23 protein-coding genes and 1 pseudogene are annotated in these 24,169 nt (G+C 61.7%); 10 read left to right on the forward strand and 14 right to left on the reverse strand.

Annotated elements, in window-relative coordinates:
- Positions 1-254: 254 nt before the first annotated feature.
- The 6 genes from argR to acs all read right to left on the reverse strand — a co-directional run bounded on the left by argR (position 255) and on the right by acs (position 6,831).
- Positions 255-1,235 carry a transcriptional regulator ArgR gene (argR, locus tag QQL85_RS13380; RefSeq protein ID WP_284354048.1) on the reverse strand — a complete coding sequence of 327 codons (981 nt, stop codon included), beginning with the start codon at positions 1,233-1,235 and terminating at the stop codon, positions 255-257.
- Between the two features lie 98 nt (positions 1,236-1,333).
- On the reverse strand, positions 1,334-2,098 hold the full coding sequence (aotP, locus tag QQL85_RS13385) for an arginine/ornithine transport ATP-binding protein AotP (RefSeq protein ID WP_284354049.1): 765 nt from the start codon (positions 2,096-2,098) through the stop codon (positions 1,334-1,336).
- 22 nt (positions 2,099-2,120) lie between these two features.
- Entirely contained in the window at positions 2,121-2,819 is a 699-nt protein-coding gene (locus QQL85_RS13390; protein ID WP_284354050.1) for an ABC transporter permease, read from the reverse strand.
- Positions 2,816-3,505 (reverse strand): ABC transporter permease, encoded by a 690-nt coding sequence (locus QQL85_RS13395; RefSeq protein WP_003254523.1) that lies wholly within the window; start codon positions 3,503-3,505, stop codon positions 2,816-2,818. The genes QQL85_RS13390 and QQL85_RS13395 overlap by 4 nt, the downstream gene beginning before the upstream one ends.
- Positions 3,506-3,593: 88 nt before the next feature.
- Entirely contained in the window at positions 3,594-4,379 is a 786-nt protein-coding gene (locus QQL85_RS13400; protein ID WP_284354051.1) for an ABC transporter substrate-binding protein, read from the reverse strand.
- Between the two features lie 490 nt (positions 4,380-4,869).
- Positions 4,870-6,831 (reverse strand): acetate--CoA ligase, encoded by a 1,962-nt coding sequence (gene acs, locus QQL85_RS13405; RefSeq protein ID WP_284354052.1) that lies wholly within the window; start codon positions 6,829-6,831, stop codon positions 4,870-4,872.
- Between the two features lie 398 nt (positions 6,832-7,229).
- Here acs and QQL85_RS13410 point away from each other — a divergent pair, with 398 nt between their 5' ends.
- Positions 7,230-7,484: a DUF2790 domain-containing protein gene (locus QQL85_RS13410; RefSeq protein ID WP_284354053.1), complete on the forward strand. Its 255-nt coding sequence runs from the start codon at positions 7,230-7,232 to the stop codon at positions 7,482-7,484.
- A gap of 53 nt (positions 7,485-7,537) precedes the next feature.
- On the opposite strand, the gene QQL85_RS13415 is transcribed toward QQL85_RS13410, so the two are convergent.
- Positions 7,538-9,097, reverse strand: coding sequence for a sigma-54-dependent transcriptional regulator (locus QQL85_RS13415; RefSeq protein WP_284354054.1), 1,560 nt, complete (start codon positions 9,095-9,097; stop codon positions 7,538-7,540).
- 256 nt (positions 9,098-9,353) lie between these two features.
- On the opposite strand from QQL85_RS13415, the gene phhA reads away from it, so the two are divergent.
- From phhA to QQL85_RS26775, 4 genes and pseudogenes are all read left to right on the forward strand, one after another.
- Positions 9,354-10,142 (forward strand): phenylalanine 4-monooxygenase, encoded by a 789-nt coding sequence (gene phhA / locus QQL85_RS13420; protein WP_284354055.1) that lies wholly within the window; start codon positions 9,354-9,356, stop codon positions 10,140-10,142.
- 38 nt (positions 10,143-10,180) lie between these two features.
- On the forward strand, positions 10,181-10,537 hold the full coding sequence (locus tag QQL85_RS13425; protein WP_003254532.1) for a 4a-hydroxytetrahydrobiopterin dehydratase: 357 nt from the start codon (positions 10,181-10,183) through the stop codon (positions 10,535-10,537).
- 190 nt (positions 10,538-10,727) lie between these two features.
- The gene (locus QQL85_RS13430) at positions 10,728-10,856 is read left to right on the forward strand and encodes a hypothetical protein (protein ID WP_016488505.1); all 129 of its coding nucleotides are present in this window, start codon (positions 10,728-10,730) and stop codon (positions 10,854-10,856) included.
- Positions 10,857-10,984: 128 nt separating this feature from the next.
- Positions 10,985-11,107 (forward strand): annotated as a pseudogene (locus QQL85_RS26775) (MFS transporter); the annotation flags it as partial.
- Positions 11,108-11,176: 69 nt separating this feature from the next.
- On the opposite strand, the gene ydiJ reads toward QQL85_RS26775, so the two are convergent.
- Entirely contained in the window at positions 11,177-14,197 is a 3,021-nt protein-coding gene (gene ydiJ, locus QQL85_RS13440; RefSeq protein ID WP_284354056.1) for a D-2-hydroxyglutarate dehydrogenase YdiJ, read from the reverse strand.
- Between the two features lie 152 nt (positions 14,198-14,349).
- On the opposite strand from ydiJ, the gene QQL85_RS13445 reads away from it, so the two are divergent.
- The gene (locus tag QQL85_RS13445) at positions 14,350-15,234 is read left to right on the forward strand and encodes a LysR substrate-binding domain-containing protein (RefSeq protein ID WP_284354057.1); all 885 of its coding nucleotides are present in this window, start codon (positions 14,350-14,352) and stop codon (positions 15,232-15,234) included.
- A gap of 71 nt (positions 15,235-15,305) precedes the next feature.
- Here QQL85_RS13445 and QQL85_RS13450 read toward each other — a convergent pair whose 3' ends face one another.
- From QQL85_RS13450 to QQL85_RS13475, 6 genes are all read right to left on the reverse strand, one after another.
- A complete protein-coding gene (locus QQL85_RS13450; RefSeq protein ID WP_284354058.1) occupies positions 15,306-16,724 on the reverse strand; it encodes an amino acid permease in 1,419 nt (472 codons plus the stop codon).
- A gap of 647 nt (positions 16,725-17,371) precedes the next feature.
- Positions 17,372-18,439 carry a 23S rRNA pseudouridine(2605) synthase RluB gene (gene rluB, locus QQL85_RS13455; RefSeq protein ID WP_284354059.1) on the reverse strand — a complete coding sequence of 356 codons (1,068 nt, stop codon included), beginning with the start codon at positions 18,437-18,439 and terminating at the stop codon, positions 17,372-17,374.
- Positions 18,440-18,712: 273 nt separating this feature from the next.
- On the reverse strand, positions 18,713-19,483 hold the full coding sequence (gene scpB / locus QQL85_RS13460) for an SMC-Scp complex subunit ScpB (protein WP_284354060.1): 771 nt from the start codon (positions 19,481-19,483) through the stop codon (positions 18,713-18,715).
- On the reverse strand, positions 19,470-20,195 hold the full coding sequence (locus QQL85_RS13465) for a segregation and condensation protein A (RefSeq protein WP_284354241.1): 726 nt from the start codon (positions 20,193-20,195) through the stop codon (positions 19,470-19,472). The genes scpB and QQL85_RS13465 overlap by 14 nt, the downstream gene beginning before the upstream one ends.
- Positions 20,196-20,320: 125 nt before the next feature.
- On the reverse strand, positions 20,321-20,950 hold the full coding sequence (locus tag QQL85_RS13470; RefSeq protein ID WP_033740616.1) for an L-threonylcarbamoyladenylate synthase: 630 nt from the start codon (positions 20,948-20,950) through the stop codon (positions 20,321-20,323).
- A gap of 13 nt (positions 20,951-20,963) precedes the next feature.
- Entirely contained in the window at positions 20,964-21,824 is an 861-nt protein-coding gene (locus QQL85_RS13475; protein WP_284354061.1) for a PHP domain-containing protein, read from the reverse strand.
- 67 nt (positions 21,825-21,891) lie between these two features.
- On the opposite strand from QQL85_RS13475, the gene QQL85_RS13480 reads away from it, so the two are divergent.
- The 4 genes from QQL85_RS13480 (at position 21,892) to QQL85_RS13495 (ending at position 24,153) form a co-directional block, all read left to right on the forward strand.
- On the forward strand, positions 21,892-22,485 hold the full coding sequence (locus QQL85_RS13480) for a septation protein A (RefSeq protein WP_284354062.1): 594 nt from the start codon (positions 21,892-21,894) through the stop codon (positions 22,483-22,485).
- A gap of 1 nt (position 22,486) precedes the next feature.
- Positions 22,487-22,786: a YciI family protein gene (locus QQL85_RS13485; RefSeq protein WP_284354063.1), complete on the forward strand. Its 300-nt coding sequence runs from the start codon at positions 22,487-22,489 to the stop codon at positions 22,784-22,786.
- Between the two features lie 143 nt (positions 22,787-22,929).
- Positions 22,930-23,607, forward strand: coding sequence for a response regulator transcription factor (locus QQL85_RS13490; RefSeq protein ID WP_060497458.1), 678 nt, complete (start codon positions 22,930-22,932; stop codon positions 23,605-23,607).
- Positions 23,608-23,736: 129 nt separating this feature from the next.
- Complete coding sequence (locus QQL85_RS13495) at positions 23,737-24,153, forward strand: Spy/CpxP family protein refolding chaperone (RefSeq protein WP_284354064.1); 417 nt, start codon at positions 23,737-23,739, stop codon at positions 24,151-24,153.
- The last annotated feature ends 16 nt before the right edge of the window (positions 24,154-24,169 follow it).

Here is a 24,169-nt window from a genome sequence, read left to right on the forward strand (position 1 = left end):
GCGACAACTTGTTACAGCGCAAAACCCAGTTTTGACAAGGTTTTCGGCAATGCGACAAACACTGTCGCAATCGCGCAGTGTACGGGAGAGAGGGGGCTGGGTGAACGGGTGTTCACATATAGAAGAGTGGTTGCCTGTACTGGCCCTATCGCCGGCAAGCCAGCTCCCACAGGGTCACCACAGGCCCTGATGGTTGCGGGGTATCTGTGGGAGCTGGCTTGCCAGCGATAGGGCCAGTACAGGCAGCATGAATATCAGCCTTTTTCGGCAGGTGCCGAGCTGAGTTCAAACGGGCTGCTGCTACGGCGCTGGTTGCGGTCTTCGCGTGGCGTGGCGTCAAAGAAGTTGCGATAGGCACTGGAGAAATGCGGCCCCGAAGAGAAGCCACAGGACAAGCCAATCTGGATGATCGACTTGCTGGTCTGCATCAGCATCTGCCGTGCCTTGTTCAGCCGCAGCTCCAGATAGTACTGGCTTGGCACGCGATTGAGGTATTGCTTGAAGATGCGCTCCAGCTGCCGGCGCGACACGCACACATGCTGGGCAATCTCGTCGGTGGTCAGCGGTTCTTCGATGTTGGCCTCCATCAACAGCACCGCCTGGGTCAGCTTCGGGTGGCTGGAGCCCAGGCGGTTCTGCAGCGGAATGCGCTGGCGCTCGCCACCCTCGCGGATGCGCTCGACCACCAGCTCTTCCGACACCGCCCCCGCCAACTCCGCGCCATGATCACGGGCCAGCACCGCCAGCAGCAGGTCGGTCACGGCCATGCCGCCACAGGCGGTCAGGCGGTCGCGATCCCAGTCGAACAGGTGGCTGGTAGCGATGACCTTGGGGAAGCGCTCGGCAAAGTCGTCCTGCCAGCGCCAGTGCACGGCAGCCCGATAACCGTCGAGCAAGCCCAACATCGCCAGAGGATAAACCCCGGCAGACAGGCCGCCGATCATGCAACCACTGCGTGCGAGCTGTTTGAGTGCGGCCGACAAGGCCGCCCCTACCGCCACAGGCGGCTCGTCAGCAAGCAGAAACAGTTTGTGACAACCCTCCAGGCGGCCAGTCCACGGTTCGCCCGGCAGGCGCCAGCTACCTTCTTGTGCCGGCTCCGCCTGCAGGAAAGCCAGATCGTAGACCACATCCGGGTGCACCCGCTGCGCCACCTGCAACACTTCCTCGGCCAGCGCCAGGGTCAAGGGCCTGGTGCTGGGCCAGATGAGAAAACCGATTCGCTGGGTGGTCATAGGGTGCGGTCCGAAACCTGAGGTCGTTCGAGTCTGTGCGCCGGGTCAGGCTGCGCTCGCCGCGCAGCATGCCCTATTCTGGTGCAAAAATGCAGCTTTTACTTCAGGCTGCCGGAGAGGAACTGCTTCAGGCGCTCCGATTGCGGGTTGGCCAGTACTTCACGCGGGCAGCCGGTTTCTTCCACCAGGCCTTTATGCAGGAACACCAACTGGTTGGATACCTCACGGGCAAAGCCCATTTCGTGGGTCACCACCACCATGGTCCGGCCTTCCTGGGCCAGTGCCTGCATCACCTTGAGCACATCGCCCACCAGTTCGGGATCCAGCGCAGAGGTCGGCTCGTCGAACAGCATAACCTCCGGCTCCATGGCCAGTGCACGGGCAATTGCCACACGCTGTTGCTCGCCACCCGACATATGCCCAGGGAAAGCATCCTTGCGGTGGGCAACACCCACTTTGGCCAGGTAATGCTCGGCCTTTTCCAAGGCTTCCTTCTTGCTCACGCCCAGTACATGCACCGGCGCTTCGATGATGTTTTCCAGCGCCGTCATGTGCGACCACAGGTTGAAGTGCTGGAACACCATCGACAGGCGCGAGCGCATACGCTGCAACTGACGCGGGTCGGCAGCCTTCAGCGCGCCGTCCTTGCCGGCCACCAGCTTGAGTTCTTCGTTGTTGAGCAAGATCTTGCCCGCGTGCGGCTGCTCCAGCAGGTTGATGCAGCGCAGGAAGGTCGACTTGCCCGAACCACTGGAGCCGATGATGCTGATGACATCGCCGGCCTTGGCCGCCAGCGACACGCCCTTGAGCACTTCGTGGCTGCCGTAGCGCTTGTGCAGGTCTTGGACTTCGAGTTTGTACATGCTGTCGATTCTCACAGAGCGGTCAGTGCTTGCGCGGCGCCAGGTAGCCGAGCCAGCGGCGTTCGGCCATCTTGAACAGGCGCACCAGGATGAAGGTCAGGCACAGGTAGAACACGCCCGCCGTGATGTAGGCCTCAAAAGGCAGGTAGTACTGGGCGTTGACCGTGCGTGCGGCACCGGTGATGTCGATCAGGGTGACGATCGACGCCAGGCTGGTGGTCTGCAGCATCATGATCACTTCGTTGCTGTACTGCGGCAGCGCCCGACGCAGGGCCGAGGGCAGCAGGATGCGCCGGTACATTTTCATGCGTGACATGCCCATCGCCTTGGCTGCCTCGATCTCGCCATGGGGCGTGGCCTTGAGGCTGCCGGCGATGATTTCAGCGGTGTAGGCGCTGGTGTTGATGCCGAACGCCAGGCAGGCGCAGAAGGTGGCACTGGACAGCAGCGGCCAGAAGATACTGTCGCGCACTGCCTCGAACTGGGCCAGGCCGTAGTAGATCAGGAACAGCTGCACCAGCATCGGCGTGCCGCGGATCACATAGGTGAAGAGCCATGCCACCAGATTCACCGCAGGCTGTTTGGACACCCGCATCAGCCCCAGCGGGATGGCCGCCAGCAAGCCGAAGAACAGCGAGATCGCCAGCAGCTTGAGGGTGGTCAGCAGGCCGCCGAAGTACATCGGCAACGCCTCCCAGACGACGTTGTAGTCGAAGATCATAGTTCAGCCACCTTGACGCCCACCGAGTAGCGGCGCTCCAGATACTTCAGGGCCAGCAGCGAGACGCTGGTCAGCACCAGATAAAGCGCCGCCACTGCCAGGAAGAAGGTGAAAGGCTCGCGGGTGGCATCGGCCGCCTGCTTGGCCTTGAACATCATGTCCTGCAGGCCGACGACCGAAATCAGCGCGGTGGCCTTGGTCAGGACCAACCAGTTATTGGTGAAGCCCGGGATCGCCAGGCGAATCATTTGCGGCACCTGGATGCGGAAAAACACCTGACGCGGGCTCATGCCGTATGCAACGCCCGCCTCGGCCTGCCCCTTGGGAATGCCCAGGAAGGCACCGCGGAAGGTTTCCGACAGGTAGGCGCCAAAGATGAAGCCCAGGGTCCCGATACCGGCAATCAGCGGATTAAGGTCGATGTAGTCTTCATAGCCGAGCAGCGGTGCCACCCGGTTGATGATGTCTTGCCCGCCGTAGAAAATCAGCAGGATCAGGACCAGGTCCGGAATACCACGGATCACCGTGGAATACAGGTCGCCCAGCCAGGCCAGCCAGCGCACTGGCGACAAGCGCAGCGCCACACCGATCAGGCCGAGCACGATGGCCAGGGCCATCGACGACAGGGCGAGCTGAAGCGTCAGCCACGCCCCGTCGAGGATGACTGCCCCGTAGCCTTTCAACATGATGAGGTCCTCGACCTAAAGAATGAAAAATGGTGCAAACCTCAGAGCCTCTGCTGTTTGCACCATTGCACAGGTGAAACCCGACGTCTTAGTTCGAGTCTGGACCGTAGATGTCGAAGTTGAAGTACTTCTTCTCGATTTCTTTGTACTTGCCATTGGCGCGGATGGCGTCGATGGCCGCGTTGATGCGTTCGACGTTGGCCTTGTCACCCTTACGCACGGCGATACCGATGCCGTCACCAAAGTACTTGGCGTCGGTGAAGGATGGGCCTACGAAGGCGAAGCCCTTGCCGGCGTCGGTCTTGAGGAAGCCGTCCTCCAGCAGGGTAGCGTCCGCCACGGTGCCATCCAGGCGGCCGGCGGCCACGTCCAGGTAGATTTCGTTCTGGGTGCCGTAAGGCACCACGGTGGCACCTTTGGCGCCCAGCACTTCCTTGGCGAAGCGGTCATGGATCGAGCCGCGCTGCACGCCGATCTTCTTGCCTTTCAGCTCATCCAGGCTTTCGCTGACAGCGGTGCCTTCCTTCATCACCAGGCGCGCCGGGGTGAGGTAGTAGCGCTTGGTGAAGTCGACCGACTTCTTGCGGTCTTCGGTGATCGACATGGACGACAGGATGGCGTCGATCTTGCGCACTTTCAGCGCCGGGATCAGCCCGTCGAACTCCTGCTCGACCCAGGTGCACTTGGTTTTCATCTCTTCGCACAGGGCGTTGCCGATGTCGTAGTCGAAACCGGCGATGCTGCCATCGGGCTGCTTGAATGCGAAGGGTGGGTAGGCGGCTTCAATGCCGATTTTCAGCGGTTTTTCATCGGCCTGCGACACCAGGGAAAATACGGATAGCGCCAGGGCGCCAAGCAGTGCGAGCTTCTTCATCAGGTAACTCCATCGGTACGGGGCAATACAAGGCAGGTAACGGCTGCCCGATATGCGAATGGGTACAACGCGAGCCGCGCAGGGTTCGACCAAGGTCGCAGACCACGAGCGAGTGAGTGGCATTTTAGCGACAGCCCGGTAGTCGATATTTCTTCAAAGCGACAACTACTTACAGAAGCGCCTGAAACCGCTGCGGGCGATGTTGACGGCCAGCGCAAAATATGCGAAGGCACAAGAAATAGAACCAATAGACCTAGCAATTCCTGGGCCTATTATTGGCAAAGCCTTGTACTACGGCAAGTGTAGCGTACCGTGTTGCGCAAAATGGCTTCGGGAACGCACCAAAACAGGCCAGCTTTGTTTCCTCGCGCCCCGAACCCGTGCAAGGCCGGTGACAGAACAGTTACCGATGAATGTCGGGTAACAGTAAAGCAAAAACCCCGCCGGTTGCCCGGGCGGGGTTTTCTGTTCACGCGGCCCTGCTTCGCTATCAGGCCGAAGCCAGGCTCATGGCCTTATGGGTATCGATCAGGTGCTGCACCACGCTTGGGTCGGCCAAGGTCGAGATATCGCCCAGCGCATCGTACTCACCGGTGGCGATCTTGCGCAGAATACGGCGCATGATCTTGCCTGAACGGGTTTTCGGCAGCCCCGGCGCCCACTGGATCACGTCTGGCGAGGCGATCGGGCCGATTTCCTTGCGCACCCAGTTCTTCAGTTCCAGGCGCAGTTGCTCGCTGGCCTCGATACCGGCATTGAGGGTGACATACACATAGATGCCCTGGCCCTTGATGTCGTGCGGCACGCCAACCACTGCTGCCTCGGCCACCTTCGCGTGCGCCACCATGGCACTTTCGATCTCGGCAGTGCCCATGCGGTGCCCGGATACGTTGAGCACGTCATCCACACGGCCCGTGATCCAGTAATAGCCATCCTCGTCGCGGCGCGCACCGTCGCCGGTGAAGTACATGCCACGGAAAGTCTTGAAGTAGGTGTCGACGAAGCGATCGTGGTCGCCGTACAGCGAACGCGACTGACCCGGCCAGGAGTCGAGGATCACCAGGTTGCCCTCGGCAGCACCGTCGATCAGGTTACCCAGGTTGTCCACCAGCGCCGGCACCACGCCGAAGAACGGACGGGTAGCCGAACCCGGCTTCAGGCCGGTAGCGCCCGGCAGCGGGCTGATCAGGATGCCGCCGGTCTCGGTCTGCCACCAGGTATCGACGATCGGGCAACGCTCTTTGCCCACGGCCTTGTAGTACCAGTTCCAGGCTTCAGGATTGATCGGCTCACCCACCGAACCCAGCAGGCGCAGGCTGGAGCCATCGGCACCCTCAACTGCGGCCTGCCCTTCGGCCATCATGGCGCGGATGGCGGTTGGCGCGGTGTAGAGAATGTTGACCTTGTGCTTGTCGACGATCTTCGACACACGGGTGATGTCCGGGTAGTTCGGCACCCCCTCGAACAGCAGGGTGGTGGCGCCGTTGGCCAGCGGGCCGTAGACGATGTAGCTGTGGCCGGTAACCCAGCCCACGTCGGCGGTGCACCAGTACACCTCTCCCGGGCGGTAGTCGAACACGCGCTCATGGGTCAGCGCGGCATACACCAGGTAGCCGCCGGTGGTGTGCAGCACACCTTTCGGCTTACCAGTGGAACCGGAGGTATAAAGGATGAACAGCGCCTCCTCGGCCCCCATTTCTTTCGGCGCGCAGTGGCTGGAGGCCACTTTCATCAGGTCTTCGTACCAGATGTCGCGGTGCTGGTGCCAGGCAATGTCGCCACCTGTGCGCTTGCACACGATGATCTTCTGCACGCTGTTGGTTTCAGGGTTGGTCAGCGCCAGGTCGACGTTGGCCTTGAGCGGGGTACGGCGGCCGCCACGCAAGCCCTCGTCGGCGGTGATCACCACCTTGGACTTGCAGTCGATGATACGGCCAGCCAGCGCCTCGGGCGAGAAGCCGCCGAACACCACCGAGTGGATCGCACCGATACGGGCACAGGCCAGCATGGCGACCACGGCTTCGGGGATCATCGGCATATAGATGGTAACGACATCACCCCGATGTACGTCCTGACCACGCAGGGCGTTGGCGAACTTGCAGACCTGCTCGTGCAGTTCACGGTAGGTGATGTTGCGGTGTTCGGAAGGGTCGTCACCTTCCCAGATGATGGCCAACTGATCGCCGCGCTCTTCAAGGTGGCGGTCCAGGCAGTTGGAGGAAACGTTCAGAGTGCCGTCGGCGAACCATTTGATATCGACGTGGTGGTCGTCGAAGGAGGTTTGCTTGACCTTGGTGAACGGCTTGATCCAGTCGATACGCTGGGCCTGCTCACGCCAGAAGCCGTCCGGGTTGATCACCGATTGCTGGTACATGGCCTTGTAGGTGGCCTCGTCGGTCAGGGTAGTGGCCGCAACCTCGGGACGAACGGGATACAGTGGAGCCGCACTCATCTGTGTTACCTCGGTGTAATAGTTGTTTTTGTATGGAACCGTTTGTAACTGTACCAGAGCGACAAAAGCCATTCGACGTTGGTAGTAATTTGGCACGACCGTCCCGCCAAAGGGCTCTGGCGCGCGCATTACAGCCCGGACAGAGAAAAAACGAAGGGGCTAGCCACTGGATTGTTACAGATTCTGTCAAAACACTTTATCAAAAGACCCACTGTTTCGGCTGTGGCCACAACCCTAAAATTCACCTCGCCAGCAACGGCAAGGCGATTAACAACTGGTAACAGCCCCCACGAAGGCAAACGTTAATCTCCCTCTAATCCCGATAGTTAAAACTAGCAATACTCGCGGCGCCATAAGCGCCGCGCACCCCCTCACGACCTTAGACAGGTAAATAGAAAATGAAAGCTTTACTGGTATTGGTACTTGGTAGTCTTTGCGGCGCGGCGATGGCCAGCGAAGCCAAAGATGCCGAGCAGATTCCGGTTGAACAGTACAGTTACTCGCAGCACCTGGACATTGCCCGCGTCATCTCCATGAGCGAAGTGCCCAATGTGTGCGAAGTCGTGCCAGCCCGCATGACCTACGAGGACTCCAAGGGCCAGAAGCACATTCTCGAATACCGCGTGATGGGGAACGGCTGCTCTAACGGCTGATACCTTCTGAATCAGGGGCCCTGCGGGCCCCTTTCAGCGCTTGCAAAGCCCAACTAATCAGCAGACTTGCCAAGCGAATAATCCCTTAACTTGTTGGCGATTGTTGTATGCGAAACGCCCAGCCTTTTTCCTAAAGCCCGGCTACTCGAAAACTCCCCCATCAAACTTTCCAGCACCGCTTTTTCAAAGCGCCCGACAATCTGCGAAAGATCGCCCTCCAGCGAAAACTCACCCAACGGCTGCCGCGCCCCATAATCCGGCAAACGTATATGTTCGCTTTTAACCACGCCGCCTTCACATAAAGAAACCGCCTGGAACAATACGTTTTCCAACTGCCTTACATTGCCCGGCCAATGGTATTGCCCAAGTTTGTCCATCGCTGCCGGCGCCAGGCGCGGCAGGGCACAGCCGATCTGCCGGCTAGCCTGGTCGAGAAAGTGCTGTACCAACCCTTCCAGGCCATCCATGCATTCGCGCAAAGGCGGAATGTGCAGCGACAACACGTTCAGGCGGTGATAAAGGTCCTGACGAAACTCGCCGCGCGCGCACAGCTCGGACAAATCCACCTGGGTCGCGCAGATCACCCGCACATCCAGGTACACCTCTTCATCGCTGCCTACCCGGCGGAAGCAGCCGTCCTGCAAAAAGCGCAGCAACTTCACTTGCAGACGCGGGCTCATCTCCCCTACCCCGTCAAGGAACAGCGTGCCGCCTGCGGTCAGCTCCAGCAGCCCCAGCTTACCCTCGGCCCGCGCCCCCTCGAATGCCCCGGGGCCGTAACCGAACAGCTCGGTCTCGGCCATCGACTCGGGCAGCCCCGCGCAGTTGAGCGCCATCAGCGGCGACTGCCCACGCGGGCTGGCCAGGTGGCAGGCGCGTGCCAGCAGCTCCTTGCCGGTGCCGGTCTCACCCTCGATCAGCAACGGCGCATCCAGTGGTGCCATTCGCCGCGCCTCACGCACCACGGCAGCCATTACCCGCGAGCTTTGGAAGATGCTGTCGAAGCCGCGCAGTTCCTGCTTACGCACGTTGTAGATACGCTCACCAATGCGGTCGGCACGGTGCAGGGTGAGCACGGCGCCAGCCAGCGCCTCGCTGTCGTCGTGCTCGGACTGCAGCGGTGCGATATCAGCCAGGAACACATCACCTTTGACCTTGATGCGCAGGCCATTGATGCGTGACTTGTTAGCCCGCACCAGCTCGGGCAGATCGAAGTCTTCCACATAGCGCGCCAGCGGCATGCCCGGCACCTCATCCACGCGCACCCCCAGCAACTGCGCCGCCGTACGGTTGGCCGCAACGATGCTGCCACCCATATCGATCGACAGCACCGGGAAGTCCAGCGCCCCTAGCAGGGCATTCAGCTCCATGTGCCGGCGTTCGCTGGGCATCAAGCCCACACGCTTGACGCCAAACACCCCGGCGATCGCCTCGAACTTCGGTCGCAAGGCCTGGAACTGCAGGTTGATCAGGTTCGGGCAGTGCAGGTAGATGGCATTGCCATGGTCACCGCCCACCTCGCCGCGAAGCACGTTGATGCCGTACTCCACCAGCAGGTTGAGGATGTCGCGCAGGATGCCAATGCGGTTCTGGCAGTGCACTTTGATACGCATGAGGGGTCTCGAAGCGCCAATGTTTTTCAACACCGCGCGGAAAAGTCGTAAAGATAAGCTGACAAAAACAGCATAACCATCAGCCAGACGCCTCGGATTTTCCGACACCTGCGCGTTTTTGTAAAATTATCGTTACGAAAGTGAGGAGGATCACCCGCGACAAGGCCTGCGATCCACCGTGCAAACCGACCCGGGTGGGGATATTACTTAGGCATGTCCTGCACATAACAAGAAAAGCCCTCACCAGGAGAGCCTCATGAAACAGACGCACTACGTGGCACGCGAGCCCGATGCGCATGGTTTTATCGATTACCCGCAGCAAGAGCATGCGGTATGGAATACCCTGATCACCCGCCAGCTGAAAGTGATCGAAGGCCGCGCGTGCCAGGAATACCTGGACGGCATCGACCAGCTCAAGCTGCCCCATGACCGTATCCCGCAACTGGGCGAGGTCAACAAGGTGCTGGGTGCCACCACCGGCTGGCAGGTTGCCCGGGTTCCCGCGCTGATTCCCTTCCAGACGTTCTTCGAATTGCTGGCCAGCAAACGCTTCCCGGTCGCCACGTTCATCCGCACCCCGGAAGAGCTGGACTACCTGCAAGAGCCCGATATCTTCCACGAGATCTTTGGCCACTGCCCACTGCTGACCAACCCGTGGTTCGCCGAATTCACCCACACCTACGGCAAGCTCGGCCTGGCGGCAACCAAGGAACAACGCGTGTACCTGGCGCGCCTGTACTGGATGACCATCGAGTTTGGCCTGATGGAAACCGCCCAAGGCCGCAAGATCTATGGCGGCGGTATCCTCTCGTCACCGAAAGAGACCGTCTACAGTCTGTCTGGCGAGCCTGAGCACCAGGCCTTCGACCCGATCGAAGCCATGCGTACCCCGTACCGTATCGACATCCTGCAGCCGCTGTATTTCGTGCTGCCGAACATGAAACGCCTGTTCGACCTGGCCCACGAAGACATCATGGGCATGGTCCACAAGGCCATGCAGCTGGGCCTGCACGCACCGAAGTTTCCACCCAAGGTCGCTGCCTGAGCGACCTTGCCGATAACAACTCGAACCGGAATACACCCATGAATGCCTTGAACCAAGCCCATTGCGAAGCCTGCCGCGCTGACGCGCCAAAAGTCACCGACGAAGAGCTGGCCGAGCTGATTCGCGAAATCCCGGACTGGAACATCGAAGTACGTGACGGCCATATGGAGCTGGAACGCGTGTTCCTGTTCAAGAACTTCAAGCACGCCCTGGCGTTCACCAACGCCGTAGGCGAAATCGCCGAAGCCGAAGGCCACCACCCGGGCCTGCTGACTGAGTGGGGCAAGGTTACTGTCACCTGGTGGAGCCACTCGATCAAGGGCCTGCACCGCAATGACTTCATCATGTGCGCACGCACTGACAAGGTCGCGGAAACGGCCGAAGGCCGGAAGTGATCACTGAAAAACGGGGCCGCAATCGGCCCCGTTTTTTTATGAAGCCTGTGCGCTGTTCGCCCGCAAAACCGACAAACGAGCGGTAAAAAAACCAAACTGTCATCCAGACTTGTGTATCCTGCCCCAGCTTTGCGAAGCTTCAACCGCGCCTGGCGCAGACTTTTCACTCACACTTGCGAGGAACGACGAGATGCACGAAATCCCGAATCTTCCCTTCCCAAGCCTGAACCCAGAAGAGCCATCCGTGACCGTTCACGCCGAACCGGCAGCTGCCGTCGAGCAGGATGGTGACGATCAATCCAGCGCTGACCAGGAATAAATCGCGCAACCTCCAACAGTGTGAAAACGGCTGACCTGCGGGCTACCCCCGTCATCACGTTTTCACACTGTCCAGAACCCACACAGGCCTCCAGGCCCGACTCAGCGCCCCCCCCCCTTGCGGTCACACTGCAAGTCGTCTCAATCGTGCTCTTCACCTTCATCGGTTACCTCAACATCGGCATCCCGCTGCCCGTGTTGCCCGGTTATGTCCATAACGACCTCGGTTTCAGCGCCGTGGTCGCGGGCCTGTACAGGCAGGTACGACACAGCCGCAGCCACTAAAAGCGGGGGCGCTTTGCACCCCCGAGACCATGCAGATCAACGCTCGGCGTACTGCAACACCACTTCCAGCGGGTGGCGCATCTTGCGCTCGGTCATGCGCTTGACCTGGCTGCGGCACGAGTAACCGGTCGCCAGCGGCTCCCCTTCCTTGTCCAGCTTGGTCGCCCAGCTTTGCTCGAAGATAGTCCGCGAAGTCTCCTGGTTACGCGCCTCGTGGCCGTAGGTCCCCGACATACCGCAGCAACCCGTCGCCTCGGTCACCAGCTTCAGGCCCAGGCGGGCAAACACCTGCTCCCACTGCCTGGTACTGGCCGGCACGTTGGTCTTCTCGGTGCAGTGTGCCATCAAGCGGAAGTTGCCCGGCGCGGTCGGCGCCTGCTCAGGCAGCACGTCCATCAGCCATTCCTGCGGCAACAGCACCTTCGGGCAACCTTCCAGCCCCGGCACTTTCTGGTATTCCTGGCGGTACACCAGCGTCATCGCCGGGTCCAGCCCCACCAGCGGCACACCACAGTCGGCCAGGGCCTTGAGCTGGGTAGCGTTACGGATCGCCGCCTTGGCGAACGCCCCCAGGAAGCCCTGCACATGCAGGGGCTTGCCGTTGGCACTGTAAGGCGCCAAGTAGACCCGGTGGCCCAGGCGGTGGGCCAGGTCGATGAAGGCCGACAGCAGCGGGGTCTCGAAGTAGCGGGTGAAGGCATCCTGCACCAACACGATGCTGCGCTCGCGCTGGGCCGGGGTCAGTTCACGCAGGGCCGGCACGCTGGCCACGCCGACACGGCAACGGGTCAGCGTGGCCTGGAAGTTGAAGCGACTGATCAGCGGGCTGTCGACCATGCCAATGTTGTCGGCCAGCAGCTTGCTGACCCACTTCGAGCCCATCACCGCGTTGTACAGCCCCGGCGCGTGCGCCAGGTACGGGATGGTGAACTCCAGCGAGCCGATCAGGTAGTCACGCAGCGGGCGCTGGTAGCGGCCGTGGTACAGCTCAAGGAAGCGCGAGCGGAAGTCCGGCACGTTGACCTTGATCGGGCACTGCCCGGCGCACGACTTGCAGGCCAGGCAGCCGGCCATGGCGTCATACACTTCGTGGGAGAAGTCCTCCTGCCCCTGGCTGCGCGCGCGGTTGTTGCGCAGGCGTGCCGGCAAGCCCTTGAGCCACGACACCTTGTTGCGGGCTGCGGCCAACACGTCGATGTTCGCTTCGCCTTGCAGGCGCAGCCACTCGCGCATCAGCGAGGCGCGGCCCTTGGGCGAATGCTGGCGTTCACGGGTGGCCTTCCACGACGGGCACATGGCGTCGTTGGGGTCGTAGTTGTAGCAGGCGCCGTTGCCGTTGCAGTGCACGGCACTGGGGAAGTCCTGCCACACGCGCTCATCGATGGTGCGATCGAGGTCGCCGCGCAGGGTTACGCCATCGACCGGGGTCAAGCCCTCGGCACTGCCCAGCGGTGTGCAGATCTTGCCTGGGTTGAGCTGGTTGTGCGGGTCGAAGGCGCCTTTCAGGCGCTGCAGCGCCGGGTACAGCGCACCGAAGTACTCCGGCACATATTCCGAACGCAGGCCTTTGCCGTGCTCGCCCCACAGCAGGCCGCCGTAGCTTTTGGTCAGTGCTGCCACAGCGTCGGAAATCGGCTTGACCAGCGCAGCCTGGGCCGGGTCCTTCATGTCCAGCGCCGGGCGCACATGCAGTACACCCGCATCGACGTGGCCGAACATGCCGTAGGCCAGGCCGTAACCGTCCAGCAAGGCGCGGAAGTCGGCGATGTAGTCGGCCAGTTGCTCTGGCGGTACCGCCGTGTCTTCCACGAACGGTTGCGGGCGCACCTCGCCCTCGACGTTACCCAGCAAGCCCACCGAACGCTTGCGCATCACATAGACACGGGTCACCGCCTCGGCGCCTTCAGCCAGCGTATGCCCCAGGCGTTCGACACTGGCATCCGCCTGCAAGTGTTCGACGAAGGCGTGCACCCGGGCGTTGACCTCAGCCGGCTCATCGCCACAGAACTCCACCAGGTTGATACCCAAGGTCGGACGGTCGGGGTCGGCCGGGAAGTATTCGGCAACGCTGTGCCAGACGATGTCCTTCATCGCCAGCATCAACACCTTGGAGTCGACGGTCTCGATCGACAGCGGCTTGTGCGCCATCAGCGCATTGGCATCACGCAGGGCATCCATGAAGCTGGTGTAGCGCACGTTCACCAGCACCGCATATTTGGGGATCGGCAGCACGTTGAGCTTGGCTTCCACCACATAGCCCAGCGAACCTTCGGCACCGCACAACACGCTGTTGAGGTTGAAGCGGCCCTGTTCGTCACGCAGGTGCGCCAGGTCATAGCCGGTCAGGCAGCGGTTCAGCTTGGGGAAGGTGGTTTCGATCAGCTCGGCCTGGGTTTCCTGGATATCGCGGGCCATGCGATACACCTCACCGACCCGGCCTGGCGCGGCGCAGGCCTGCTCAAGCGCAGCGTCGTCGATCGGCAGGCTGTGCAGGCGTTCGCCACCCAGCAGCACGCTGTGCAGTTCCAGTACATGATCGCGGGTCTTGCCGTAGGTGCAACTGCCCTGGCCACTGGCATCGGTGTTGATCATGCCGCCGACAGTGGCACGGTTGGAGGTGGACAGCTCAGGGGCGAAGAACAGGCCATGCGGTTTGAGCGCGGCATTGAGCTGGTCCTTGACTGTACCGGCCTGCACCCGCACCCAACGCTCCTCGACATTGATTTCGAGGATCTTGTTCATATGGCGCGACAGGTCGACGACGATGCCGTCGGTCAGCGACTGGCCATTGGTGCCGGTGCCGCCGCCGCGCGGGGTCAGCTTGACATCCTGGAAGCGCGCCTCGCCCATCAGCGTGGCAACCCGCGCCACATCGTCGGCATCCAGCGGGAACACGGCCGCCTGGGGCAAGCGCTGGTAGATCGAGTTGTCGGTGGCCAGCACGGTACGGGTGCCATAGTCAGCACTGATCTGGCCACGGAAGCCGCTGTTGCGCAGGGCTTCGAGGAATTCAGGGTAGTTGGCGCTCGGTGCAACGGTCGGCAGCTGGGCGATCATCGAAGGATGGCCTCTTGATATTGGCTAATTCACGGGATTCCTGTCGCTCCGGCATAGGTGTTGGCATGCAGGGGTGACGTATGGGCCAATGTTCCTGTAGTTTCGCTTCAGGGGCAAACGGATAATCCTGCCGCTATCAATGACTTTTATGAATGAATTACCGTCACCTGACACCCTCCATGTCGCTGCTGCTGGCATTCGAGGCCGCTGCCCGGCATGAAAGCTACACCCGCGCCGCTGCCGAACTGTCGCTGACCCAGAGTGCGATCAGCCGCCAGGTGCAGGCGCTGGAACAGCAACTGGGCCTGACCCTGTTCCGCCGCGAGGGGCGCCAGGTACAGCTGACCGATGTCGGCCGCCTGTACCAGCGCGAGCTCAGCGAGGCGCTGGGGCGCATCCGCAGCGCGACCCTGCAGGCGCTGGCGTATCAATCGGGCGTGGGCACTTTGCGACTGGCTACCCTGCCAACGTTCGGCTCGAAATGGCTTCTGCCGCGGCTGCATGCGTTCTACAGCGCCCACCCAGGCATGCTGGTGCACATTCATTCGCGCATCGAAGCCATCAACTTCGACACCAGCGAAATCGACGCCGCCATCGGTGTGGCCAGCCACGACCTGCCCGGGCTGATCTGCCATCGCCTGCATGCCGAGGAACTGGTAGTGATTCTGCCGCCTGAAGCCGGTGCAGAGAGCCAAGGCTGGAGCCCGGCGCGAATCAGTGAAGAAGTGCTGCTGAACGTGGCCAACAACCCGCATGCCTGGGGCGAGTGGTTTTCGCACCATGGCCTGCCCCACCGGTCGATGCGACTGGGGCCGAGCTTCGAGCTGACCTCGCACCTGATCCAGGCGGTTCGGGCCGGGATTGGGATCGGCCTGGTGCCACGCATACTGGTGGAGGAAGAACTGGCCAAGGGTGAGCTGTACAGCCCGGGGGTGGCGTTTGCCAGCCAGCGCAGTTATTACCTGATCTATCCGCCGCGCAATGAGGCATTGCCATCGCTGCGGGCATTTCGCAGTTGGTTGCTGAAGCAGATCTGACCTCGCCAGCAGGCAACAAAAAACCCGAAGCCAGTCGCCGGGCTTCGGGTTTCTCTACCAACTGCAACCACTTACTTGGCTACGGTACCAGCAGCCCCACCGGCATTAGCACTGCGCCGCTCTTTGATCATGTAGATCACGAACATCGCAAACAGCCACACCGGGATCGCATACACCGAAACCTGAATGCCCGGGATCATCAGCATGATGCCGAGGATCAGCACCACGAAGGCCAGCACTACATAGTTGCCGTACGGGTACCACAGCGCCTTGAACAGCGGTTTCTGGCCGGTACGGTTCAGGTGTTGACGGAACTTCAGGTGCGAGTAGCTGATCATCGCCCAGTTGATCACCAGGGTAGCCACTACCAGCGACATCAGCAGCTCCAGGGCATTCTGAGGCATCAGGTAGTTGAGCAGCACGGCGACAAAGGTAACGGCAGCCGACACCAGGATCGAACGCACGGGTACGCCACGCTTGTCGACCTTGGCCAGCGACGCCGGGGCATCGCCCTGCTCTGCCATGCCCAGCAGCATGCGGGCATTGCAGTAGGTGCCGCTGTTGTACACCGACAGCGCAGCGGTCAGTACCACGAAGTTCAGCAGGTGCGCGGCCACGTCACTGCCCAGCAGCGAGAACACCTGCACGAACGGGCTGCTGCCGTAGCTGCCACCCGAGGCATCGATGCTGGCGACCAGGTTGTCCCACGGGGTCAGCGACAGCAGTACCACCAAGGCACCGACATAGAAGATCAGGATGCGGTAGATGACCTGGTTGATCGCCTTGGGGATCACGGTCTTCGGCTTGTCGGCCTCGGCAGCGGTGAAGCCGAGCATTTCCAGGCCGCCGAAGGAGAACATGATGAACGCCAGGGCCATCACCAGCCCGCTGACACCGTTCGGGAAGAAGCCGCCGTGCGACCACAGGTTGGCGATGGTGGCGTCCGGGCCACCGCTGCCGCTGGTCAGCAGGTAGGCGCCCAGGCCGATCATGCTGACGATGGCCACGACCTTGATGATCGCGAACCAGAACTCAGCCTCACCGAAGAACTTCACGTTCATCAGGTTGATGGCGTTGATCAGCACGAAGAATGCCGCTGCCGTGACCCAGGTAGGGATCTCCGGCCACCAGTAGTGAACATACTTGCCGACCGCCGAAAGCTCCGACATGCCCACCAGGATATACAGCACCCAGCAGTTCCAGCCCGACAGGAAACCGGCGAAACCACCCCAGTAGGTGTGGGCGAAGTGGCTGAACGAACCGGCCACCGGCTCTTCGACGATCATTTCGCCCAGCTGGCGCATGATCATGAAGGCGATGAAACCGCAGATGGCGTAGCCAAGGATCATCGACGGGCCGGCGGATTTCATCACGCCTGCCGAACCGAGGAACAGGCCGGTACCAATCGCACCACCAAGGGCAATCAACTGGATGTGACGGTTCTTCAGGCCCCGCTTGAGCTCGCCTGAATGCATGTTTTGTCCACTCATGAACGAAGTCACCTGCATTGTTTTTATCTGTGACGGAATCGGACCCACCGCGCTCGTGGCGCAGCGGAATGGGCAAGGTGGTTACCTTGGGTTTCTTGACCTCAGGTGCCGCCGGGGCGGGTCAACCAGGGGGGATCAAGAGTGCGCGGTACGCAAAGGGGTCACAGGTAAAACGCGGCGCACTGTATACCCCTGCAAGCGCGCAGGCGTCAACGCGTTGCGTCCTTCCATCGGGAAAAAACGCAGCGATCCTGTGGTATGGGCCTTGAAAGGCGGAGTGATCGGCGTACATGGCGCCTCCATTTGTTGTTTTGTCAGCACGGCTCTGTGGACGGGCTCTTGCACACGGCAATGGCGGCTATAACACCGTGGGGACGGGGGTTTGGGCAAGGGTGGGTGAAGCGGGGATGGCGGGTTTGGCACATCGGCGACGGCAAGGTTTGTTTACACGATCCGGCAAAATCTGAAATCAGGGCTGAAACCGCCCACATTTGTATAAATTTCTTTACAACCCGGTTCAGAAACTTGCCAGTCGTCCGAAAAATTCTTTTTGTTCAATATCTTGGGGCCGTTTTGCGCGCCCCAAAATCTCGCGCCCATAAAAAAACCAGCCCGAAGGCTGGTTTCCTGATTACCACACCGGCTTATCAGCCACGCGGCTTGCCGCGGCCACGGCCTGCCGGCTTGTCACCTTCAGGCTTGCTCGGGCGCTTGCGCATTTCGCTTGGGCGTTCGGCCACCGTGCTGCCACGGGTGTTTTTACGCGGGGCCTCTTCACGCGGCTGACGCGCCGGGCGCTCACCGGTAGCGGCACCTTCGTGAGCCGGACGCAGGTTGCGCACGCGCTCGCCACGGCCCAGCGGGCGGGTCGACTTGCGCTGCAGGCGCTCCATCTTGTCCTTGGCCTTGAGCTTCATGGCAGGCAGCGCCAATGGCTGCAGGCCCACTTCGGCGGCCAGGATGTCGATTTCGCCCTGACTCATTTCACGCCAGCGGCCCATCGGCAGGTCGGAGTTGAGGAACACTGGGCCGAAACGCACGCGTTTCAGGCGGCTGACCACCATGCCCTGGGATTCCCACAGGCGACGCACCTCACGGTTACGGCCTTCCATCACCACGCAGTGGTACCAGTGGTTGAAGCCTTCGCCACCCGGTGCCTTCTGGATATCGGTGAACTTCGCCGGGCCGTCTTCCAGCATCACGCCGGCTTTCAGGCGCTCGATCATCTCGTCGTCGACTTCACCACGTACACGTACCGCGTACTCACGGTCCATCTCGTAGGACGGGTGCATCAGGCGGTTGGCCAGTTCACCGTCGGTGGTGAACAGCAGCAAGCCAGTGGTGTTGATGTCGAGACGGCCGATGTTGATCCAGCGGCCCTCTTTCGGCCGTGGCAGGCGGTCGAACACGGTCGGACGGCCTTCCGGGTCGTCACGGGTGCAGATTTCGCCATCGGGCTTGTTGTACATGATCACCCGGCGGGTGGCCTCGGCGGCCTCTTCGCGCTTGATCAGCTTGCCGTCTACGGCGATGGCGTCGTGCAGGTCGACGCGCTGACCGAGGGTGGCTGCAACGCCGTTGACCTTGATGCGGCCCTGGCTGATCCAGGCCTCGACGTCACGGCGCGAGCCCACGCCAATGCGCGCCAGCACTTTCTGCAGCTTTTCGCCGGATGGCGGGGTGATTTCGGTATCTTGCAGGTCTTGCTCACTCATCTGGGCACCTCCCGGTGTAGGAATGAAAACAGGTTCTTGGCGACGAACGCGCCAAAAGGCCGCGCATCATACGCGGTTTGGCGGGGGAACGCACTGGAGCGTAGAGGGTTTTGTGGGCTTTGGCAGGGGTTTCTGCCTAATGGTGGTCCAGTGGCAGTGCCGGCCTATTCGCGGGTAAACCCGCTCCCACAGGTACTGCACCACATTCAGATCCTGTGATATCCCTGTGGGAGCGGGTTCACCCGCGAATAGGCCGGTACAGGCAACAGCAGATCAGGGCTGTAACTTGCCCTCTTCTTCCACCGAAGCCTCTGGCTCTTCCTCGCGCAAATCATCAAAGTCGGTTTTCAACCCTTCTTCCATGGCATCCAGCTCCACCAGCAAGCTACGGAAGCTGGTTTCCTCCTTCGGCTCAACACCCTCTTCTTCCTCCCCAAGGCTGGCATCTGCCAACGCCTGCAAGTGCGCTGGCACTGGCGCATCGTCCGGGTCGAGCAGCGGCTCCGGCTCCATTTCACGCAACTCGGCCAAGGCCGGCAGCTCATCCAGGCTCTTGAGGTTGAAGTGGTCAAGAAACGCCTTGGTGGTGGCGAACATCGCCGGCCGCCCGGGCACTTCGCGGTAACCGACCACGCGAATCCACTCGCGCTCCATCATGGTCTTGATGATGTTGCTGTTCACCGCCACGCCCCGCACGTCCTCGATCTCGCCACGGGTGATGGGCTGGCGGTAGGCAATCAGCGCCAGCGTTTCGAGCAGCGCACGTGAATAGCGTTGCGGGCGCTCTTCCCACAGGCGTCCGACCCAGGGCGCATAGTCCTCGCGGATCTGCAGGCGGTAGCCGCTGGCCACTTCCTTGAGCTCGAACGCTCGGCCACTGCACGACTTGCCGAGCACGTCCAGGGCCTGCTTGAACACCTTGGGCTCAGGGCGCTCGGCCTCTTCGAACAACTCGTACAGGCGCTCCAGGGACTGCGGCTTGCCCGACGCCAGCAAGAAAGCTTCGATCAGCGACGCCAGGTCGCGGGGTTCATTCAGGTTCATCAGGGTCTTCAACAAGCGCCGGGCGGAGCCGCACATGAATGGCGGCAAAAGGCTCATTTTGCACCAGTTCGATCAGCGATTCCTTAACGAGTTCGAGAATGGCCATGAAGGTCACTACCACGCCCAGCTTGCCCTCTTCGGCGGCAAACAGCTCGACGAACGGCACGAACGCGCCGCCCTTGAGGCGCGCCAGCACCTGACTCATGCGCTCACGGGTAGACAGTGTTTCACGCGTGATCTGGTGGCTTTCGAACAGGTCGTTACGGCGCATCACCTCGGCCATGGACATCAGCAGCTCTTCCAGGCTGACCTGCGGCAACAGTTTGCGCACCTTGGCCTGCGGTGCTTCCAGGCGTGGCACCACAACCTCGCGCCCCACCCGTGGCAGTTCGTCGATGCCCTCGGCCGCTGCCTTGAAGCGCTCGTACTCCTGCAGGCGGCGGATCAGTTCGGCGCGCGGGTCCCCCTCCTCCTCCTCGGCTTCGGCCGAGCGCGGCAGCAGCATGCGCGACTTGATCTCGGCGAGCATGGCGGCCATCACCAGGTACTCGGCGGCCAGCTCCAGGCGCACGCTTTTCATCAGCTCCACATAGCCCATGTACTGGCGGGTGATTTCCGCCACCGGGATGTCGAGGATGTCGATGTTCTGCTTGCGAATCAGGTACAGCAACAGGTCCAGCGGCCCTTCGAAGGCTTCGAGGATGACTTCCAGGGCATCCGGGGGGATGTACAGATCCAGCGGCATTTCGGTCAGGGCTTCGCCGTAGACCAGGGCCAGTTGCAGCTGCCGAGGCGAGTCGGCCTGTTCAGCCGGCGCCTCGGGCGTTTCCACCTGGCTCACGCGCTGACCAGGAACGGCGTCGGGTCGCCGCAGCCTTCGCGGATCAGCGCAGGCTCATCGCCTGTGAGGTCAATGATGGTCGACGCCTTGAGGTCGCCATAACCGCCATCGATGATCAGGTCGACATGGTGCTCCAGGCTCTGCCGGATCTCGTAGGGGTCGGTCATCGGCTCTGTTTCGGGCGGCAAGATCAGGCTCACGCTCATCAACGGCTCGCCCAGCTCTGCTAGCAGCGCCAGCACGATCGGGTTGGATGGCACGCGCAATCCAATGGTCCGCCGCTTCTCGTGCATCAGCAGCCGCGGTACTTCGCGGGTGGCATTGAGAATGAAGGTGTAAGGCCCGGGAACGTGCGCCTTGAGCAGGCGGAACGTAGAAGTATCGATCTTGGCAAACAGCCCCATTTGCGACAGGTCGCAGCACAACAGGGTGAAGTTGTGTTGCTTGTCCAGCTTGCGCAAGGTGCGCACACGCTCGATTGCGCCCTTGTCACCCATCTGGCAACCCAGCGCATAGGCCGAGTCGGTCGGATACACCACCACACCACCCTTACGGATGATCTCGACGGCCTGTTTTATCAGGCGCGCCTGTGGGTTCTCCGGATGAATCTGGAAAAATTGGCTCACGTAGTCGTCCTGTTCATAGCGCCAAAGGCTGTTCATGGCTGAATCGACGCCACAGAGGTGGCAGGTCCTCGGGCAAAGGCCGGTAGGCACCAATCTCGCCCCAGGTGCCGGGGCCGTGGAAGTCACTGCCAGCGCTTGCCAGCAGGCCGAACTCACGCGTAAGGATGGACATCGTGCCCACCTGCTCGGCCGGCATCATCCCGTTGACCACTTCAAGTGCCTGCCCGCCTGCCTGAATATAGTCGGCAATCAGCCTTCTGCGCTTGCTGCGGGTCAGGTCGTAATGCATGGGGTGCGCCAGGCTCACCCACGCTTTGGACTGGCGCAGGGTCGCGACAGTTTCGTCGAGGGTTGGCCAGTGCTGCTTGACGTCGCCCAGCTTGCCGGCACCCAGCCACTTGCGAAACGCCTCGCCACGGTCCTTGACGTGCCCGGCGCGCACCAGATACTCGGCAAAATGCGGGCGCGCCGGGGCGTTGCCGCTGTCGCCCAGTTCGTGCTGCACGGCACGGGCACCTTCGAGCGTGCCCGGCATGCCCTTGGCCGCCAGCCGTTTGTCGATTTCTTCGGCGCGCAGCCAGCGACCACGGTGCAGCGCTTCAATTGCCGCCAGCAAAGGTGGTGCGTCGAGCGGGAAGTCATAGCCCAGTACATGGATGGTCGCGCCACCCCAGGTGCACGACATTTCCACCCCGCTGACCCAGCGCATGCCCCGCTCGATGCAGGCCTGGCGCGCTTCAGGCAGGCCTTCGATGGTGTCATGGTCGGTCAGTGCCAGCGTTTGCACCCCGTGCTCATGGGCCCGGGCAACCAGTACCGAAGGCGACAGGGCGCCGTCGGAGGCCGTGCTGTGACAGTGCAGATCAACATTCATGGAGGAGCGCTTTCGCTGGAATCGATGTTTGTTATTATGCCGTCACATCCCGATTCTGGCTGCCATTGTGAAACAATTCATCGATTTCATCCCGCTGCTGCTGTTCTTCATCGTCTACAAGCTGGACCCGCGCCCCCTGGAAGTCGCCGGCCACAGCTTCGAGTTCGGCGGCATCTACAGTGCCACGGCCATGCTGATCATCAGCTCGCTGGTGGTGTATGGCGCGCTGTTCCTGCGCCAGCGCAGGCTGGAAAAGGGCCAGTGGCTGACGCTGGTGGCCTGCCTGGTGTTCGGCGGCCTGACCCTGACGTTCCATAGCGAAACCTTCCTGAAGTGGAAGGCCCCAGTGGTGAACTGGCTGTTCGCCCTGGGCTTTGCCGGCAGCCACTTCATCGGTGACCGGGTGCTGATCAAGCGCATCATGGGCCACGCGCTGACCTTGCCCGATGCCATCTGGGCACGCCTGAACATTGCCTGGATCGCCTTCTTCCTGTTCTGTGGCGCGGCTAACCTGTTCGTCGCCTTCACCTTCCAGGACTTCTGGGTGGACTTCAAGGTGTTCGGCAGCCTGGGCATGACCGTGATCTTCCTGGTGGCGCAAGGCGTGTACCTGTCGCGCCACCTGCACGACGACCCCTCTACCTCCAAACCCAAGGATTGACATGCTCTACGCCATCATCGCCAGCGACGTCGCGAACTCCCTGGAAAAGCGCCTGGCTGCCCGCCCGGCACATATCGAACGCCTGCAGCAGCTCAAGGCCGAAGGCCGCGTGGTGCTGGCCGGCCCACACCCGGCCATCGACAGCAACGACCCGGGCGAAGCAGGCTTCAGCGGTAGCCTGATCGTTGCCGAGTTCGACTCCCTGGCGGCGGCACAGTCCTGGGCCGATGCCGACCCGTATATTGCTGCGGGTGTGTACGACAAGGTCGTGGTCAAGCCGTTCAAGCAAGTACTGCCATGACCTGAGACCGTGTCGCCTTCTTCGCGGGCAAGCCCGCGAAGAAGGCGACACGGTAGAGGCAGTTACACAGTTGCCATCAGTCTGCGGTATCTTTGCCACTGGCGGGCCGAATAGCCGCCGTCAATGGTTGAATTGAGTGAGTCATGAGCGAGCTGTTACTGATTGATGATGACCAGGAGCTGTGCGAGCTGCTCGGCAGCTGGCTGACCCAGGAAGGGTTCACCGTGCGTGCCTGTCACGATGGCCAGAGCGCGCGTCAAGCCCTTGCCGAACACGCCCCGGCAGCCGTGGTGCTGGACGTGATGCTGCCCGACGGCAGCGGCCTGGAACTGCTCAAGCAGTTGCGCAGCGAACATACCGAACTGCCGGTATTGATGCTCTCCGCCCGTGGCGAGCCGCTGGACCGCATCCTCGGCCTAGAGCTGGGTGCCGACGACTACCTGGCCAAACCCTGCGACCCACGTGAGCTCACCGCCCGCCTGCGCGCCGTACTGCGCCGCAGCCACCCCACCGCGACCACCAGCCAGGTGGAGCTGGGCGACCTGGTGTACAGCCCTGCGCGTGGCGTGGCCAGTATCGATGGCCGCGAAATGACCCTGACCCTGTCCGAAAGCCGCATCCTCGAAGCCCTGCTGCGCCAGCCTGGCGAGCCGCTGGACAAGCAGGAACTGGCGCAGATCGGCCTGGGCCGCAAACTGACCCTGTACGACCGCAGCCTGGACATGCATGTCAGCAACCTGCGCAAGAAAATTGGCCCGCATGCTGATGGCCGGCCACGCATTGTGGCATTGCGCAGCCGTGGCTATTACTACTGCCTGTGACATCGCCGGGGCCGCTTCGCGCCCCGATTCATCTTTACCGAGCCTTTACCATCCCCTGACTGCGCTTGACGGTGATCTCCCTAGACTGTGCTCATCCGGTAACCACCGGCCTATGAAAGGAGAGACACCATGCGCAAGACCCTTATCGCCCTGATGTTCGCCGCCGCCCTGCCGACCGTGGCCATGGCCATGCCTGAAGGCGGCCAGCGTCACGACGGCCCGCATCATCGCGGTGATGCGCCTTTCCACCAACTGGACCTGAGCCGCGACCAGCGCCAGCAGATCGGCAAGCTGATGGGCGAGCAGATGCAGCAGCGCCGCGACATCACCGAGCGCTACCTGTCCAAGCTGCCGGCCGCCGACCAGAAGGCCATGAAGGACGAGCTGAAAGCCAGCCGCGACAAGACCGACAGCGCGGTGCGCAACCTGCTCAAGCCTGAGCAGCAGAAGAAGTTCGACGAGTTGCAAAAGGAACGTGCGGCCAAGAAAGCCGAATGGCAGGAGTTCCAGGCCTGGAAAGCTGAAAAAGGCAACAAGGCCCAGTAAGCTGTCCGCCCAATGC

Source organism: Pseudomonas putida (assembly GCF_030159595.1).
Lineage (GTDB): Bacteria > Pseudomonadota > Gammaproteobacteria > Pseudomonadales > Pseudomonadaceae > Aquipseudomonas > Aquipseudomonas putida_AC.

Coding starts and splice junctions, on each gene's coding strand:
- QQL85_RS13495 (WP_284354064.1), top strand. CDS start 23,737: ATGCGCAAGACCCTTATCGCCCTGATGTTCGCCGCCGCCCTGCCGACC.
- QQL85_RS13490 (WP_060497458.1), top strand. CDS start 22,930: ATGAGCGAGCTGTTACTGATTGATGATGACCAGGAGCTGTGCGAGCTG.
- QQL85_RS13415 (WP_284354054.1), bottom strand. CDS start 9,097: ATGCGTATCAAAGTGCACTGCCAGAACCGCATTGGCATCCTGCGCGAC.
- QQL85_RS13430 (WP_016488505.1), top strand. CDS start 10,728: ATGCACGAAATCCCGAATCTTCCCTTCCCAAGCCTGAACCCAGAAGAG.
- phhA (WP_284354055.1), top strand. CDS start 9,354: ATGAAACAGACGCACTACGTGGCACGCGAGCCCGATGCGCATGGTTTT.
- acs (WP_284354052.1), bottom strand. CDS start 6,831: ATGAGTGCGGCTCCACTGTATCCCGTTCGTCCCGAGGTTGCGGCCACT.
- QQL85_RS13425 (WP_003254532.1), top strand. CDS start 10,181: ATGAATGCCTTGAACCAAGCCCATTGCGAAGCCTGCCGCGCTGACGCG.
- aotP (WP_284354049.1), bottom strand. CDS start 2,098: ATGTACAAACTCGAAGTCCAAGACCTGCACAAGCGCTACGGCAGCCAC.
- argR (WP_284354048.1), bottom strand. CDS start 1,235: ATGACCACCCAGCGAATCGGTTTTCTCATCTGGCCCAGCACCAGGCCC.
- ydiJ (WP_284354056.1), bottom strand. CDS start 14,197: ATGATCGCCCAGCTGCCGACCGTTGCACCGAGCGCCAACTACCCTGAA.
- QQL85_RS13400 (WP_284354051.1), bottom strand. CDS start 4,379: ATGAAGAAGCTCGCACTGCTTGGCGCCCTGGCGCTATCCGTATTTTCC.
- QQL85_RS13485 (WP_284354063.1), top strand. CDS start 22,487: ATGCTCTACGCCATCATCGCCAGCGACGTCGCGAACTCCCTGGAAAAG.
- QQL85_RS13475 (WP_284354061.1), bottom strand. CDS start 21,824: ATGAATGTTGATCTGCACTGTCACAGCACGGCCTCCGACGGCGCCCTG.
- QQL85_RS13410 (WP_284354053.1), top strand. CDS start 7,230: ATGAAAGCTTTACTGGTATTGGTACTTGGTAGTCTTTGCGGCGCGGCG.
- scpB (WP_284354060.1), bottom strand. CDS start 19,483: ATGAACCTGAATGAACCCCGCGACCTGGCGTCGCTGATCGAAGCTTTC.
- QQL85_RS13395 (WP_003254523.1), bottom strand. CDS start 3,505: ATGTTGAAAGGCTACGGGGCAGTCATCCTCGACGGGGCGTGGCTGACG.
- rluB (WP_284354059.1), bottom strand. CDS start 18,439: ATGAGTGAGCAAGACCTGCAAGATACCGAAATCACCCCGCCATCCGGC.
- QQL85_RS13445 (WP_284354057.1), top strand. CDS start 14,350: ATGAATTACCGTCACCTGACACCCTCCATGTCGCTGCTGCTGGCATTC.
- QQL85_RS13390 (WP_284354050.1), bottom strand. CDS start 2,819: ATGATCTTCGACTACAACGTCGTCTGGGAGGCGTTGCCGATGTACTTC.
- QQL85_RS13450 (WP_284354058.1), bottom strand. CDS start 16,724: ATGAGTGGACAAAACATGCATTCAGGCGAGCTCAAGCGGGGCCTGAAG.